The following is a 15603-nucleotide window of genomic DNA, read 5'->3' on the forward strand; positions in this document are numbered from 1 at the left end:
GAGAGATGTTTATGTTTTGGGAATTAATAGCTACGCTATTTGCTGGAATAGGGGGTGCTGGAATAGCCCTTATTATTCGAGCATTGTCTAACAAAAAAGCCCCTAAATGGCTGGTACCAAGCTTTGCAGGCTTAGCCATGTTAGGCTTTCAAATACAAGGTGAATACACTTGGTACGATCACCAAAAAAGTTTATTGCCTGACGGCCTAGTCGTTATCAAGACAGTCCAACAAGAAGCCCCATGGCGCCCTTGGAGTTATCTCTACCCTCAAACTATGCGATTTATCGCCGCCGATGTGAATAATTCTGCTAAAAATACAGTCGATTCTGACCTTGTACTAGTAGACCTCTATTTCTTCGAACGTCGCCATATGGCCAAGCGCGTACCACAAATAGTTGACTGTATGAATGAAGCGCGTACCGACTTCACTAGCGCCTTTGACCCTTCTCGTCTTAACAACAGTCAATGGCACCCATTAAATACAAATGATCCTTTGATCAATGCTGTGTGTAAAAAAGCAGGCTAGCCCCAGACTACGACGAAAAGATGAAAACGTTTCATCTTTTCGTGCTCTTACTGCGTTCGCTTCTCTATGAAATCAACGTCATAATGTCGTACTTTTAAGATTGACCCCTAGGTAGATATGACTATTTCCCCAGAAGAACGTGACGCGGTATACAAAACTATCTTCTCACGTCGTGACGTACGTCGTGAGTTTATCGATAAAAAAGTACCCGATGATGTATTAGAACGCATCTTGCTAGCGGCTCATCACGCTCCAAGCGTCGGCTTTATGCAGCCTTGGGACTTTATCATTGTCGAAAATAGCAACTCTAAAAAGAAAATTAAGCAAGGGTTCCTAGAAGCCCATGAGCAAGCCGCCACGCTGTTTGAAGGAGAGCGTAAAACACAATATCAGGCGTTAAAACTAGAGGGCATAGAAGAAGCCCCTCTTGGTATTTGCGTGACGTGTGATCGTAGTCGAACAGGCTCTGTGGTACTTGGAAAAACTGTTAAACCCGAAATGGATTTGTTCAGTGCCGTGTGCGCCGTACAAAACCTATGGTTAGCAGCAAGAGCAGAAAACCTAGGAGTTGGCTGGGTTAGCATAGTGCGTGACGAGGTCATAAGAGAGACCTTAAAGATCCCTGAAAACATCGATGTTATTGCGTATTTATGTGTGGGCTATGTTGAACAGTTTCAAACCACACCAGACCTTGAGCGGTTTGGCTGGTTACCACGAAGAGACGCTAAAAAAGCCATTCATTTCGAGTCTTGGCCTGATAACAACGAAGCATAACCGCATGATATTACTATATTTTTTAAAATAGGTGAGTTTTTCTCACCTTTAAGGATATTTTTTATCGTTTGTCTTATCTGACGCAAGTTTCTATCATCTCATTATTGAAACAAAACCTGATAGGAGAAGATTATGAATAACTCACAACGTCTAGCTGAACTGATCAAAGGAATTGACGGAAGCTACTTAACTGAAGCTGAAAAAAACAATGCACTTCTAAGCGCTGAAAGAAGTGAAACACTAGTAGAACTTGTTTTTGCTGCTTACAACAGCGTTAAAAATGCAATTATTAAATTGAAAACAGCACTAGTACCAAGCATTCAAGCGCATAAACACCAAGCGTAATAGTGGATATACCACTGAAGTAAGTTAGCAAGTCCCCGTCGTTTGGTCAAAATAGCGACACATGAGTAGCATGAAAAATAACAATACATGCACTTGCTCATTCCCTCTAAAGTATCAGCCTATACTCTTCTAAATTAATTACGTATCAAATAATCTGAAAACTTTTTTGTAATTCATGATACCCACCTAGGTAATTATCTCCTTTAAACACCTGAGGCAAAGTATAGACCTCATGCCCAACAATCTTGCTTAACGCAGATTTAGAGATACATTCCTGCAATACATCAATAAATGTAAAATCAATTTGATGCTCATCTAGTACTTCTCGTGCTCGACGACAAAATAGGCAGGCATCATCACCATATAAAATATACTCGGCCATTGCTCATTCTCGCTACCATTTGATCAAACCACTTTATGCTTCTTTCTTTTTCTCTGATAATCAATTGATTACATAGAAGCAATCAAACAAAGCTATTTACCAATAAGGCACTCTCATGAAATGGTATTGCAAAAAATTCCATGAACTCTCCGTAGATACTCTATATGACCTACTAAAGCTTCGCTGTGATGTTTTCGTGGTCGAGCAAAACTGCCCTTATCCAGAACTAGACCAACTTGACCGACTCGCAGATAGCCATCATCTATACGCTAAAAAAAATGGCGTTGTCGTCGCCTATGCAAGACTGTTACCTGTGGCGGCCAGCTACTCGCACTATACAAGTATTGGACGTGTCGTAGTTGCTGCAGAACAGCGTAAAGAGAAAATAGGCCACACACTCATAGACCAAGCCATCACACACACTCTCAGGTTATGGCCAGAAATTGGCATCAAAATAGGAGCACAATCTCATCTGGAGCATTTCTATGCTTCACACGGCTTCACAACAGTGTCAGCGCCCTATTTAGAAGACGGAATTGAGCATATTTCTATGCTGAGGGAGTAGCCAATAGCTGCGCGACGTGTTCTCTCAATAAAGGCAAAATATCTTTCTCAAACCATGGGTTTTGAGCGAGCCAACGATTATTTCTAGGGCTTGGGTGCGGTAACACGATCTTGCCTTGCTCAAGCCAGTATTTTGAAGCCTTGACCTGCTCGGTGAGCGTCGTTTTTTTGCGGGTCTCTAAATGATAAGCTTGAGCATAGCGCCCCAAAATCACGGTCAGCTGTATTTCGGTTAGTTGATTAAGTAATTGATGCCGCCATTTCTCAGCACATTCTTTTCTAGGTGCTAAATCACCGGATCTTCCTGTTCCAGGAAAGCAAAAACCCATTGGCACTAGCGCTATGTTTGTGGCGTCATAAAAAAGTTCTTTTGAGATACCAAGCCAATCTCTTAGCCTATCGCCGCTGAGATCATCAAATGCTAGATTAGCATCATGAGCTCTTCTTCCTGGTGCCTGCCCGACAATGAGAAGCTTTGCTTGAGGGTGAATTTGTAAGATCGGCTTAGGCCCTAACGGCAACACACCAACACATTCGCGGCAGGCTAATATGTTAGATTTCAACTCAGAAAAAGCACAGCTTTGCACGACTCCCCCTCCGCTTACCAAGCTATTATTTTTAACCACCAACTAGTAGGCAAAAAAAACGGCCTTCATGCAGAAGACCGTTTCTTATTTAACCGCAAATTAATTTAGCGATTCAATGCTTAGTGCTGGTGACCGCCTTCGCCATGGACATGACCATGTTCTAGCTCTTCAGCTGCCGCTTCACGAACATCAACAATCTCAACATCAAAGTTCAATGTCTTACCTGCTAAAGGATGATTGCCATCTAGCATAACGCCATCTTCTTCCACACCAATAACCGTAACCGGCTGTTGACCACCTGGTGTTTGCGCCATAAATTGCATGCCCACTTGGATGTCATCCACGCCTTGGAAATTATCGCGTGGCACTTTCTGAATCAATTCTTGATGAATTTCACCATAACCTTCTTCAGGAGCCACAGAGACAGTCAACTTCTCTCCAGCCGTTTTACCTTGTAGCGCTTTGTCTAGCCCATCAATAATATTTTGAGCACCACTCAAAAAAACAAGCGGTTCTTGACCAACGGAAGAATCCAGCTCTTGACCTTGTTCATCTGTTAACGTGTAGTGCATGCTTACAACAGCATTTTCTGCGATTTGCATTGTCTTCTCCTGCTTAAATATGAATAGGGGAACGAGTGCTTGATACAAGCAAACAGACTTTGCGATACACCGCCACAACACGAACCCAATCTGTAGTTTGACATAGCATAATAACTGTCCATCATACTAATAACTACCGGTAGCTCTAAATTTGGGGACGATCAATGATTTTTCTAGGGCTAGGCTAATTTTTTTTTAAGCCTTGCGATAACACCAGAAAATATCTCATCGATTCAGTGTGCTAGTCGTTTCTACAACCCCATTGCTGGGCTGCTAACACTCACCGCGGTATGTAAATCAAAGTATTGCTGTATACCGGTTAATATTGAATTCACTGCCACGGCGGCTAAAATCAACCCCATGACCCGGCTAATAACACTGGCACCAGCCACACCTATCACTTTTTGAATGCGAGTAGCTAACAACATTAAAATAAAAGTCACGAACAACACACTCAGCATCACCATGGTGGTGACAAACTGATGCATAACAGAAAAGCGATTATTATCAGTTAACAGCACTGCTGCCATCATGGCACCAGGGGAAGCAATAGACGGTATAGCCAATGGAAACACTGCGCCATGCATGCCTTTTTGCACTATCCCCATTTCCTCGTCAGGTTTACTCTCACCAAAAATCATCGTCAGTGCAAACAAAAAAAGAACCAAACCACCCGCGATTTGAAAAGCTTCAAGGGGGATGCCCATTTCATTTAATAAGTACTCACCAGCGATCACAAAAAACAACAACACGATGGCAGAAATAAGCACCGCTTTCAGTGCAAGCTTACGAGACAAAGAAGGACTACCTAATCCTGCGGTTACCGCTAAGAAAACAGGAACCGTCCCTATCGGGTCAATCACCGACCATAAAATAATAAATTGTTTAAACCAATCTTCCATAAAATACCTTTTGAGACTTCCTTATATAGGAGTAAATTGAGCTAAATTTAAAGGATAAGAATGCCCTAACCAACTAACACCTTGTGTATGGTCAACATAATCATTTCCCGTTACTGGGTGTAAAAACACATCTAAAGATTGGCGATGAAACATCAACCAAGGCACGATTTTGGCAAAGGTTTCCACGCTAAAAGAAAGTTGACAGCTCCATAGGGGGTGAGGGCCGACTGGCTTTTGATGAAAGCGGCCAACCTTAATTTCAAACAGTTCAGAAGCTTGTTGCGCCACTTGCTTGGCCATTTCAGTCCCTGCTTCATCTTTAAAATACAAATGAGCATGGAAAGCTTTAATACTCTTTTCTGAAAACTGAGTAGTCATAACGTAAATTCCTAATGATTCATGAATCTAGTCGCGTTCTTAAAGACCGCTACCTAAGTCGTAGAGGATTGTTAGACTACCTATGATACATTGGTTTTCTATTTACAATCATGACAAGTCGAAGGAAAGGTAGTTCAATCGATGACGGTTTTTTGGATTCTACTGGCCATCCTCTATATCTTAGGATTATTCTGGATCGCAATATGGGGCGATAAAGACACACCTATTGCAAAAAAACTGACTCGCCACCCCCTAGTTTACAGCCTTTCCTTAGCGATCTATTGCACCGCATGGACCTTCTACGGTGCCATTGGTGAAGCGTCGCGCTCTGGCTGGAATTATTTGCCCGTTTTACTCGGCCCTATCCTGCTTTATCTTTTTGCCTTTCCTTTTATCCGCAAAATGATTGCCGTCAGTCGCAAGCAAAATATCACCTCCATTGCAGATTTCATCTCTTCTCGCTATGGCAAGCGTCCTATGACCGCGCCACTTGTGATCTTAATCGCTATGCTGGCTATCATTCCTTATATCGCCCTACAATTAAAGGCCATTGGTTCCAACTTCGCTTTATTTGTGAACCAAGAAGAATCCTCTGCCAATCTCGTCGTATTTGTCGCCACTATTCTTATTGGTATCTTTGCCATGCTATTTGGCACACGTAAGGTTGAAGTAACAGAGTACCGCTCAGGGATGATGCTTGCTATAGGTGCAGAATCACTCTTTAAATTGATTGCTATTGTGGCTGTTGGCATTGTGGCGATCATTATGATGAAACACTCAGCTCCCAGTTGGACTGAGCTTTCTATCGACTTAAGCGCATGGCGTACCGATCAACTATTATCTTTTTCTTTTGCAATGCAAACACTGATGTCTGCTGCTGCCGTTGTTTGTCTACCAAGACAATTTCACGTTACTGTGGTTGATCATCAAGACAACAGCCAATCCAACATGGCAAGGTTTCTCTTCCCTTTTTACTTACTGATCTTTGCGCTTATCATTCCACCGCTGGCGATTGCAGGGCAAAGTTTGTTTGCTGGTAATATCAACGCAGACACCTATGTAATTCAATTTGCTTTAGCATCTGATAATTTAGCACTGCAAATGCTCATTTTCTTAGGGGGGATGTCAGCAACCACGGCAATGATTATTATCGCGACTTTTGCGCTAAGTATCATGATTAGCAATGACGTTATTCTCCCTTTAATCTTGGCTCGTGCTAGTACTCAACAGCAAGGTTTACCAATTTATCGGCGTCGTATTTTAATGATACGTCGCTTTGCGATGGCCGGTATTTTAATCTTATCCTTTCTTTATTATCAGAAAATGGCCAACAATGAATCTCTTGCTGGCACTGGATTAGTCGCCTTTTCTTTGGTGCTTCAACTCTTACCTGCCGTATTGGGGGGCTTATACTGGAAACGTGGTCATGCTTACGGTGTTTATACTGGCTTAACGCTCGGCTTTTTATGCTGGATTTTATTACTCATGATGCCGCTTACAGGCAATATGAATTGGGCATTGGACAACCCAGAATCACGTTCTAATTTACTGAGCTATGGCGCTTTCATCAGCTTAGTTGCTAATATCATTGGCTATATTGGCGGCTCTCTTTTATCCTCAGAACGCTTAATAGACAGGATCCAAGCAACGGCTTTTGTCAGCCCTAGCGCCGAACTGGAAAAGCGTTTTTTTAAACCTAAAAGCAAAGCCTTAAACAGTGATTTATTTGTCTTATTAGAAACCTTTTTGGGGACACAAAAAAGCCAGCAAGTTAAACACACATTCGAGTACGACTATAATCAAACGCTACCACCTAATGCCGCGCCTAATCGCTTATTTATTGACTATTGTGAACGTATTTTAGGCGGCGTGTTGGGCGGTTCCTCAGCACGCACCATCATCAACTCCATTCTGGTCGACAAACAAATCAAAGTGGAAGAAATGGTGACCTACTTCGATGAAACGACTCAAGCGATCCAGTTCAGCCAAAACTTGCTGTTTATTTCTATGGATAACCTTGATCAAGGCATCAGCGTCGTCGATAAAGACCTAAAAATGGTCGCTTGGAATAAAACGTATTTGTCTCTTTATCCCTACCCAGAGGGCATGTTGAAAATTGGCCTTCCGGTCGAAAAACTCATTCGCTACAACGCAGAGCGTGGCGAATGCGGTGTTGGTGATATAGAAGAGCTAGTTAATCGGCGGTTAGATTACTTACGTAAAGGGTCAGGCCATCGTTTCTTGCGCCGTCGGGCCAGCGGTCGCGTTATTGAAATGGTAGGAAACCCCTTACCCGATGGCGGTTTTGTTACCAGCTTTACCGATGTTACTGAGCATATTGAAAGTCAACAAGCGCTCAAAGAAGCTAACATTGATTTGGAAAAACGGGTTGAAGCTCGAACGGTTGAAGTACAAGGTATCAACCAAGAGCTGATGGCTGAAATTTCACGCCGCAATAACGCCGAGCAAGCATTGATTAAAGCCAAAGCAGAAGCAGAACACGCTAACGCCTCAAAAACAGAATTCCTCGCTCTTGCCAGTCACGATATCTTACAGCCCCTTAATGCGGCGAAACTCTATATGGGTGTACTAGATTCAAGTGATTTGCCCTCAGACTCGAGGGAAATAGTTAGCAAACTGTCGGACACATTAGAATCCACAGAATCCCTTATTTCCACTTTACTTGAAATTGCGCGTCTTGACCAAGGTGCCATTAAACCTAGATTAACCGATTGTGATTTGGCGGACCTATTAGCGCCTATCGTCGCCGAGTTTGGTGTGATTGCAGAAGATAAATCTGTTTCTTTATCGACACATATTTTACCTTTTAGAGTTCATAGCGACCCTATTTATTTACGCCGTATCATTCAAAACTTTGTTTCCAATGCCGTCAAATATACCGCCAAAGGACAGATACTACTCAGTACACGGCGCCGTAAGAACCATGTATTGCTACAGGTTTGGGACACCGGAATAGGTATTCCAGAAACACAACAAAGCAAAATCTTCGAGGACTTTTATCGTTGGGAAAACACCACAGAACAGGGCATGGGGCTGGGGCTTGGATTAGTTCGACGTTTACAGAAACAGCTTGGACTTGAAACCCAAACTCGCTCAGTGCCAGACAAAGGCAGTTGCTTCGGCATTCTTATTCCACTCTCTAAACAACCGATAAAACAGATAGAAGACAAACGACTGACGGACGACAGTGTGAATGATTCGCCTGCTAGTTGCTTAATATGGTGTATTGATGATGACAAAAAGAATCTCGCGGCAATGCAAACACTATTAAGCCATTGGCAATGCCAGTGCACTACGTTTGAGAGCGTCAAACAAGCGAAGCAAGCAGAAGGCGAGGCAGAACTGCTGCTTGTCGACTATCAGCTAGACCAAGAGCAAGATGGTCTCTCACTGATTAGCGCATTACGTGATAAGGCCAATAAAGAGATACCCGCTGTACTCATTACCGCATTACAGGAGCCTGGACTAATCGAGCGCTGTAAACAAAACAATGTGGTTTATATGGCTAAGCCAGCTAAACCAGCAAAACTTCGCTCTCTTATTCAACACATTCAGAAACAAAGAGAGGGAGCACAATAAATTCAGCTCCCTCTCCAGAGGCCACACCCTAGTCACACTAATACAAGGTGAGAAAATCCGTTTTTCAGCTTGCGCTATGCATCAGTACTTGTAGGTTTTGATGGCACAACCAATCCCACGCCCGTTAAGATAATACTACTAACAGTATCCCCGATACGTTGTAAGTCTTCTTCTACTAAAGCTTGTTTATTCGTCAGAGCCAATATCTGTGCTTCAAAGTCAGCATAGTGCTGAGTGGTTGCCCAGATCATAAAAATCAAACTCGTTGGGTCAACTGAGCGCATTTTACCAGCATCTATCCAACCTTGAATCACTTCAACACGAGAACTAAGCCAAGGCACTAAATCGCCTTTTAAATAGTCTCCAATATGAGTAGCCCCACCAATCACTTCCATTGCAAAAATGCGTGATGAACGAGGATTAGTAAAACTCAGCTCTAGTTTTTCTCGGATAAAGTTGTCTAGCACAACAGCGGGATCATCATTAACGGTTGCTTGATCAAATAAATCATTCCAATCCATTAAAATTTGATTTAGCACCTGCTTATATAGATTGGACTTAGATTGAAAGTAGTAAACAATATTAGGTTTAGGTAGGTTTGCGCGATCGGCTATATGTTGCAGACTCGCACCACTATACCCTTTTAGACCAAACTCAATCTCAGCGGCTTCTAAAATCCGAGTGAAAATCTCCTCTCGATTACTTTGGCGCTTGCTCATTATTGGAATTCATCCTTATCATACAATCAATATCTGTAAACTATCGCTTACATAAAGGGGGGGAAACGAATATTATGCATAATGGTAGGCGATAAGCGAATCTATATTCAGCACTCGACAAAGAGTGTCAGCAGAGCGCTGAATAAGCATGGCTGAGAACAGTCGAACAAACTTGGGAAGAGCCCAACTAAGCCTCTGCCTTGCCACTTTTGAAATACGCTAGGCAGATGCTCTGTTCGACTTTCCCTGTCAACTCGCAATATCGACGGTTCGCCTCTAGGCTAGCCGGCATGATTTGTTAATAATAGGAACTAAGCAAGCAGTGCTTTCAACTCATCTGCTGTAGACAATTTGCCTTCATCTTCGATATTTGGGAACACTGCTAGGGTAATCTTATCCATCGCCAAACTGGGCAACCATTCCGTCATAAAGGTTGCCATTTCAACCGCGACAGGCTCACAATCATCCCAATCATCAACCGCCCACTGCCCTGCAAACTCAGCATCAGGCCAAACCATCACACAATCCCCTTCGTCGGTTTCCACCATGACAAAGCCGTCTTCATTACTCAGGCTCCATACGGTTTGCGTTTCTTTTACTTTTTCAACAAAGTAGTCTAAACGCTCATTATCGGATGCAACCAATAACTGGACGCGCTCATCCATAGACAATTCAGTAGTCATGTGTTTTCTCTCGCTTATCAATAGCTAAAATACGATTATAGTCGTTAGAAATAGCCGACTTCGTCTTCGGTTAATGCTCTAAACTCACCCGGAGCTAAGGCATCATCTAACATTAATTCACCAATTTGATCTCGGTGTAGCATAACAACTTTATTGCCCACCGCTGCTAACATACGTTTTACTTGATGATACTTACCTTCTTGAATGGTTAACCATATTTCTTTCTCTGAAATACGCTCAGCCACCGCCGGCAACGTGAGTTGGGATTCGCCATTTAGCAACACGCCTTTTTCAAGCTGTGCTAGCGCTGCGTCATCAATCTCATCGACTAAAGTTACCCGATAACGCTTATTACAAGCCTTCTTAGGGGAAGTGATACGATGTAACCATTGCCCATCAGTGGTCAGTAATAACAAGCCTGTAGTGTCTTTATCTAAACGCCCTACCACTTTTAAGCTTTGGCCAAGATGTGAAGGAAGTAGATCTAAGACAATTGGGTGTTCCGCATCTTCTGTTGCACAAACATAGCCCGCAGGTTTGTGAACTAGATAATAACCCTCAGATGGCCAAGCAAGACGCTCGCCGTCTAAACAAATAATGTCCGTTTCTTGTACCGTATAGTTTGCTTTTTTTATAATCTCGCTATTGACGGTAACGCGACCTTTTGCTGCTGCTATTTTGGAAGCCTTACGAGCAAGGTCCGTTACATGGGATAAATAAAAATCTAGTCTCAAAGGGGTATACACCTATGCTTAATCGATCGATTTAAGAGAAAACTTCGTGTGTCAGCTCTATTTCTTTAAAGAAAAAAGTGGAATTATGCAGCGCACCATTAGCGCTTCTTGTGTAGTTCGGCACTTCACCAAATGGGGTGAACCCCAATTTAACATACATATCATAGGCAATATCGTCGCTTCTTACTTCCAATATCAATAACTGCCTCTGCATAGCGGCGGCAACACGCTCAACCCCCTGCATCAAGATACTGCCTAAACCATTTTCTCGAGCTTGAGTATGTACCATTAACTTTTCCACATCACATCGATGCAAAGCATTGGCCTTAGGGGACATGGCAATCTGTACACTGCCAACAATTTTATCCTCTTCACGCACTAATAATACTTGTCGAGAGTTAACCTGTAATTCGTCATTAATAGACAGCCAATAGGCTTTCGCTTCAGGCTCACTAAGTGGTGGTAAAAAACCAATAGGGGCACCCGATTCTACTGCGTCACACAGCAGCTCAACCAGGTCATTTAGGTAAGGGTTAAGATCATCTACTTTGAGTAGCTCCAAACCGTGTGTCCTTCTTTCATTTACAAATTGCTATAATACCTGAGGCCGCTTGTATTAGAAACGCTATAACCTCAAGCTCATAAGCTTGATACCAATAAATAAGGCGGCCATAGGCCGCCTTATTGCTAAAGACAATATTCCGCTGTCACATGTTGCCCATATAGCGTCCAGGCTTATGATTCACTGCGAGGATAATATTCAGCGCAATGGCGCCGATAATTGAAATAGCAATCAAGTAGATATCCACCACAAAAACAGACAAGGCTACAATCGTGCAATCTACTGCCATTTGAAACTTACCAAAAGAAACACCATATTTTTCAGCAATATAACGCGCTAAAATATTCACTCCACCTAAACTGGCATTGTGTCTAAACAGCATCAAAAAGCCCACTCCCATCAGGAAACCACCCGCTAATGCAGCGTAAATCGGCTCGATGCTGTTGAAAGAGATAAATTTAGGAGTGAGGTCTGAAAACAGAGACACACAGAACACGGCTGAAAATGTCTTCAGGGTAAATTCCCAACCCATGTGTTTGATGGCCAATAAGTAAAAGGGAATATTGACTAAAAAGAAGGCTTCCCCAAAGCTAAAGGACGTTGTGTACTGTAATAGAAATGCCATACCTGCGGTGCCACCAGTCAATAAACCAGCTTGAGTAAAAAAGTTCACTCCCAAAGCAATTATCATGGTACCAATAACAAGCGCCTGAATATCTTCTATTCGTGTATGGCGTTTGGAGATTGTTGCACTAGTCGACATAAGTTTCTCTTCAAATAGGAATTAAAATAAACGTGATGAATACGTAAATTTTAGAGAAACCTAGCCTGAAGACCAACTCTTGAGTCACTCTCTATTTTCCGCCCCAAACTTAAAAGTGTATTGTTTTCTGTACACTTGTTTCGGGCTATTTTTGCCCTTCAATCATCACTGCAGTAGGTCGCTGAGCACAGATAGAGATCACAACTTTACCGACCACTCGTCTAGAAGACACCCAGCCAATACGCTCAGACTGCAGGCTTTGGTTATTTTCTCCACCCAGCCACAGTTGCCCATCAGGGGCGATATGCAATACTTTTTTTAGGATAAGGCCATACAAAGCATGATCCACAACAACAAGATGACCTACTTCTAGAGTCCGGTAAAAACGACTTATAAAAACAAAGTCCCCATCATACAGTCGTGGCACCATGCTATTGCCCAGCACTTTAATTAGACGAAACATAATCCCTCTCTCAGCTAATAATCCTGTTAATCAAACTAACAATATGGCTTGTCTATTTTGAGCTTAAAACCATCCCGCTATTTTAGGACATTAGATCTGGGTATACGGTTTCTAAAGCAGGCGGATAAGGACAAGGTGCACGATAAGTCGAGACTCCTTTTGTCAGCCAAAATGCTTCAGCGAATAGGTTGATTTTTTCCACCAATGCCTCGCTGTCAGCACGATCTATTCCTTGTTTGCATTTGGAAGCCTGTACCATAATATCGTGTACCATTGCGTGCATTCCCTCTACCTGCTCAAACTGTGCAGACTTGAAGTAATCCCCCCAAATGATACGAACTTCGTCTTTAACATCGTTACAGGTTTTTTCTTTCTCACGTACTAAGCGTGAAATTTTTGCCACATCCGACACAGATAGACTCATGCCATCTCCGACTTCATGAATCAGGTCGATCATACGGACACAACTCAATGCGGCAAGCAATGCCCCTGAAGGGTCATAAATTTTACAAGGAATATCGCAATGTGCTTGGGCTTGTTTAAAGCCAACGACTCTGTCTAACAGTTTAATCATCTGATGCATCATGGTGAACGCGTCCTTTAGTTTTACTTTTTCTTCTCATTAAAAATTGCTTGTAGTAGACACCTGCAGCTAAAAAAAGGCCGACTAAGAAAAACGCCACATTATGGAAAGTCAGTAACACATTACCCTCACCTGCTTGAGCAAATGCATAATCAGCAACCAAACTGGCTAATAAACTCCAACACGCTGTGACAGCCTTTTTTTTCATGCCTCAGCTCCTAGTGACGTACCACGGCTTTCGAATAAGAGGTTGCCTGCGCTATTGCTTGCATTAACACCTTACTTTGCGCTTTCAACTTAGCATTATGGCTTTGGCTAAACAGATCCCATTCAAAGCGAATATGAGTAGCGGTTCGCATAATCAAGTTACGCTGCTCGTCAGCCAAATCAGGGCGAGTCAAAATTGCCTGTAAGAAGTTCGTCGCATTTTCATATTGCAAATTGGCTGAGATATAGTCACCTAATGCAACAAACGCTTCAGCAATATTTAAATAACTGACCACCGCAGCAGACACATAAGATTCGGGGTCTTGATAAAAGCCGCAATCAAAGTCATTTTCAACTTTTGCCAAGGCTTTTCGGTTCAGATCTACCGCATCAGAAAAAGCGTGCTTGAAATAGGCTTGATTGGCTTCTCTAGTTAACTTTTCCCAGTACTGCATAATCATCTCCACTTTGGTTGATTGTCATACTAATAAATGAATAAAACAAAGTAACGAGAATCATTATCATCAAAGAGCAGAGAAAAATCCAGCATTATTGAGAATAAATCTCATTTGGTATGCTTTTTTACAAATGAAGATCGAGATAGACAAGCCTATGATCAGAGGTATGCTCTAATAACTGTGCAGCACGACTCCTCTTTGAAGGCCAGAAAACAGCTTGATTGGAGGGGGAAAGCGTTTGACTTGGACGAACATAGTCTGCTTGCATGCGCCAAACAGCGGTGTGATGTTTAGTGATACTTTTGTTGATTGCGGTAGTGTGTTCAGCGGCACCTAAGCTTTCAGGAAAAGCACATTGAGACATTTTGGGGTGATGTAATAGGTTAACGATCGCTTGACGATAAGAGTCACCCTCTACAGGAGATGCATTTAAATCCCCAAGCAACACAAAGTCTTCCTGCTCCAGACCGCCATATCGACCTTGATCATCATAAAAGTAGGATTCAGAAGACAAATAGTCTGTCCAGAAACGAATTTCATCATGATTACGACAAGCATTGCGCCTCTCCTCTCCATCAAACACGGGAGGTGTAGGGTGTGAACATAAACAGCGCAACACTCTACCTTCTACATTGACCGCCACATCCCAATGAGACTTTGAAGATAATGGTAATACCGCCATATCTTCGACATCAAACCATGGTTTCCCTTGAGCATCTTTTGGTAAACATGGGGCTGGCATGTCTTGCCAAAGAAAAGACTTGAAGGTCCGTGATGCGCAGGTATCAATAGGAAAGCGTGACAATAAAAGCATGCCATATTGCCCTGGAAACAGGCCATAGCCTAAAGCATCATTTGCTTGGTTAGAGGCGATACCATCTTTGTCAAAGTCACGGCCAGAAGGCATACCAGTATTAACGGCTTGGCAATATGCATAGGGATAATCTATCGCAGGGTATGAGCTGGGCTGTCGAAGCGCCTGCTGCAACAAGGCAACCACTTGACCACTAGGGTCAAAATCCACCTCATTGAGCAAGATAATATCTGGGCGAATATGCTGTAACAAGGCTACCGTAGCCAATACCTGCTTATCTCTCCCAGATTTAATAGCGGTTAGCAGTGCCCCCTGATGAGAGCGGCTGAGTGCAGTATTGTAGCTCGCAATGCGAACTACCATTCGATGCCTGCTTGCGCTTTCACTCCATTAGCAAAAGCATGACGCTCGTTTGCCACTTTACTGTGTGTATCAACACTGTCCAGCAATGCTCGCGGTGCCGTTCTGCCTGTCATCATGACATTTTGATGAGCAGGACGTGCCTCCAATGCGGCTAATAAATCCGCTTCATCTAAATGACCATATTTATACATATAGGTAATTTCATCGAGCAGAACAAAGTGTATGTCTGGGTTAGACAAGACTTGCTTTGCTAGCGCCCACGCCTGCTCAGCGGCTTGCTTTTCTAACTCAGGGTTACGGGTTTCCCAGCTAAAGCCATGGCCCATCACATGGAATTCAACCTTCGGATGCTCACCAAAAAACAACTGTTCTCCGGTTGCTTTACGGCCTTTGATAAACTGAATAACCGCACACTTTTGACCATGTCCTAATGCTCTTGCCATGGTACCAAAGGCACTGGAGCTTTTGCCCTTACCTGTGCCAGTAAGAAGAATAGTAACGCCACGCTCTTCTGTTGCAGCAGCAATACGCTGATCCACCACGGCTTTCTTCTTTAATAAACGTGCTTCTTCTTTCCCATCAAGTTCAGTCAT

The 15603-nt window shown here is 42.9% G+C and carries 21 protein-coding genes; 5 read left to right on the forward strand and 16 right to left on the reverse strand.

The genetic code is table 11. From position 1 onward, the window contains the following. Positions 1 to 11: 11 nt before the first annotated feature. The 3 genes from DFP81_RS15970 to DFP81_RS15980 all read left to right on the forward strand — a co-directional run bounded on the left by DFP81_RS15970 (position 12) and on the right by DFP81_RS15980 (position 1646). The gene (locus DFP81_RS15970; protein WP_115898897.1) at positions 12 to 527 is read left to right on the forward strand and encodes a hypothetical protein; all 516 of its coding nucleotides are present in this window, start codon (positions 12 to 14) and stop codon (positions 525 to 527) included. Between the two features lie 117 nt (positions 528 to 644). After that, positions 645 to 1301: a 5,6-dimethylbenzimidazole synthase gene (gene bluB / locus DFP81_RS15975; protein WP_115898898.1), complete on the forward strand. Its 657-nt coding sequence runs from the start codon at positions 645 to 647 to the stop codon at positions 1299 to 1301. A 132-nt stretch (positions 1302 to 1433) separates the two neighbouring features. Then, positions 1434 to 1646 (forward strand): hypothetical protein, encoded by a 213-nt coding sequence (locus tag DFP81_RS15980; RefSeq protein ID WP_115898899.1) that lies wholly within the window; start codon positions 1434 to 1436, stop codon positions 1644 to 1646. 145 nt (positions 1647 to 1791) lie between these two features. On the opposite strand, the gene DFP81_RS15985 is transcribed toward DFP81_RS15980, so the two are convergent. Then, on the reverse strand, positions 1792 to 2028 hold the full coding sequence (locus DFP81_RS15985) for a glutaredoxin domain-containing protein (RefSeq protein ID WP_115898900.1): 237 nt from the start codon (positions 2026 to 2028) through the stop codon (positions 1792 to 1794). Between the two features lie 115 nt (positions 2029 to 2143). On the opposite strand from DFP81_RS15985, the gene DFP81_RS15990 reads away from it, so the two are divergent. Continuing rightward, the gene (locus DFP81_RS15990; RefSeq protein ID WP_115898901.1) at positions 2144 to 2593 is read left to right on the forward strand and encodes a GNAT family N-acetyltransferase; all 450 of its coding nucleotides are present in this window, start codon (positions 2144 to 2146) and stop codon (positions 2591 to 2593) included. On the opposite strand, the gene DFP81_RS15995 is transcribed toward DFP81_RS15990, so the two are convergent. The 4 genes from DFP81_RS15995 to DFP81_RS16010 all read right to left on the reverse strand — a co-directional run bounded on the left by DFP81_RS15995 (position 2577) and on the right by DFP81_RS16010 (position 5061). Beyond that, the gene (locus DFP81_RS15995; RefSeq protein ID WP_115898902.1) at positions 2577 to 3179 is read right to left on the reverse strand and encodes a uracil-DNA glycosylase family protein; all 603 of its coding nucleotides are present in this window, start codon (positions 3177 to 3179) and stop codon (positions 2577 to 2579) included. The genes DFP81_RS15990 and DFP81_RS15995 overlap by 17 nt on opposite strands. A gap of 119 nt (positions 3180 to 3298) precedes the next feature. Then, positions 3299 to 3781 (reverse strand): FKBP-type peptidyl-prolyl cis-trans isomerase, encoded by a 483-nt coding sequence (locus DFP81_RS16000; RefSeq protein WP_115898903.1) that lies wholly within the window; start codon positions 3779 to 3781, stop codon positions 3299 to 3301. A gap of 251 nt (positions 3782 to 4032) precedes the next feature. Further along, positions 4033 to 4683, reverse strand: a complete 651-nt coding sequence (locus DFP81_RS16005) for a MarC family protein (RefSeq protein WP_115898904.1) — start codon at positions 4681 to 4683, stop codon at positions 4033 to 4035. 21 nt (positions 4684 to 4704) lie between these two features. Continuing rightward, the gene (locus DFP81_RS16010; protein ID WP_115898905.1) at positions 4705 to 5061 is read right to left on the reverse strand and encodes a DOPA 4,5-dioxygenase family protein; all 357 of its coding nucleotides are present in this window, start codon (positions 5059 to 5061) and stop codon (positions 4705 to 4707) included. 141 nt (positions 5062 to 5202) lie between these two features. Here DFP81_RS16010 and DFP81_RS16015 point away from each other — a divergent pair, with 141 nt between their 5' ends. Continuing rightward, positions 5203 to 8661 carry a PAS domain-containing hybrid sensor histidine kinase/response regulator gene (locus tag DFP81_RS16015; protein WP_115898906.1) on the forward strand — a complete coding sequence of 1153 codons (3459 nt, stop codon included), beginning with the start codon at positions 5203 to 5205 and terminating at the stop codon, positions 8659 to 8661. 74 nt (positions 8662 to 8735) lie between these two features. Here the strand turns inward: DFP81_RS16015 and DFP81_RS16020 are convergent, their stop codons facing one another. The 11 genes from DFP81_RS16020 to cobO all read right to left on the reverse strand — a co-directional run bounded on the left by DFP81_RS16020 (position 8736) and on the right by cobO (position 15603). Then, positions 8736 to 9380 (reverse strand): TetR/AcrR family transcriptional regulator, encoded by a 645-nt coding sequence (locus DFP81_RS16020; protein WP_115898907.1) that lies wholly within the window; start codon positions 9378 to 9380, stop codon positions 8736 to 8738. 311 nt (positions 9381 to 9691) lie between these two features. Continuing rightward, positions 9692 to 10063, reverse strand: coding sequence for a DUF2750 domain-containing protein (locus tag DFP81_RS16025; RefSeq protein WP_115898908.1), 372 nt, complete (start codon positions 10061 to 10063; stop codon positions 9692 to 9694). Positions 10064 to 10107: 44 nt separating this feature from the next. Next, positions 10108 to 10797 (reverse strand): 16S rRNA pseudouridine(516) synthase, encoded by a 690-nt coding sequence (locus DFP81_RS16030; protein ID WP_115898909.1) that lies wholly within the window; start codon positions 10795 to 10797, stop codon positions 10108 to 10110. 31 nt (positions 10798 to 10828) lie between these two features. After that, positions 10829 to 11359, reverse strand: coding sequence for a GNAT family N-acetyltransferase (locus tag DFP81_RS16035; protein WP_115898910.1), 531 nt, complete (start codon positions 11357 to 11359; stop codon positions 10829 to 10831). 145 nt (positions 11360 to 11504) lie between these two features. Further along, positions 11505 to 12122, reverse strand: a complete 618-nt coding sequence (locus tag DFP81_RS16040) for a YitT family protein (RefSeq protein WP_115898911.1) — start codon at positions 12120 to 12122, stop codon at positions 11505 to 11507. Between the two features lie 145 nt (positions 12123 to 12267). Further along, a complete protein-coding gene (locus DFP81_RS16045; protein ID WP_115898912.1) occupies positions 12268 to 12585 on the reverse strand; it encodes a S24/S26 family peptidase in 318 nt (105 codons plus the stop codon). A gap of 82 nt (positions 12586 to 12667) precedes the next feature. Next, entirely contained in the window at positions 12668 to 13171 is a 504-nt protein-coding gene (gene sodN, locus DFP81_RS16050) for a superoxide dismutase, Ni (RefSeq protein WP_115898913.1), read from the reverse strand. Further along, positions 13152 to 13376, reverse strand: a complete 225-nt coding sequence (locus DFP81_RS16055) for a hypothetical protein (RefSeq protein ID WP_115898914.1) — start codon at positions 13374 to 13376, stop codon at positions 13152 to 13154. The genes sodN and DFP81_RS16055 overlap by 20 nt, the downstream gene beginning before the upstream one ends. 10 nt (positions 13377 to 13386) lie before the next feature. Continuing rightward, on the reverse strand, positions 13387 to 13830 hold the full coding sequence (locus DFP81_RS16060) for a tetratricopeptide repeat protein (RefSeq protein ID WP_115898915.1): 444 nt from the start codon (positions 13828 to 13830) through the stop codon (positions 13387 to 13389). Positions 13831 to 13957: 127 nt separating this feature from the next. Further along, on the reverse strand, positions 13958 to 15010 hold the full coding sequence (locus DFP81_RS16065; protein WP_115898916.1) for an endonuclease/exonuclease/phosphatase family protein: 1053 nt from the start codon (positions 15008 to 15010) through the stop codon (positions 13958 to 13960). Further along, a complete protein-coding gene (gene cobO / locus DFP81_RS16070; protein ID WP_115898917.1) occupies positions 15004 to 15603 on the reverse strand; it encodes a cob(I)yrinic acid a,c-diamide adenosyltransferase in 600 nt (199 codons plus the stop codon). Before cobO ends, DFP81_RS16065 begins: the two co-directional genes overlap by 7 nt.

The organism is Marinomonas pollencensis (assembly GCF_003387375.1).
Taxonomy (GTDB): domain Bacteria; phylum Pseudomonadota; class Gammaproteobacteria; order Pseudomonadales; family Marinomonadaceae; genus Marinomonas; species Marinomonas pollencensis.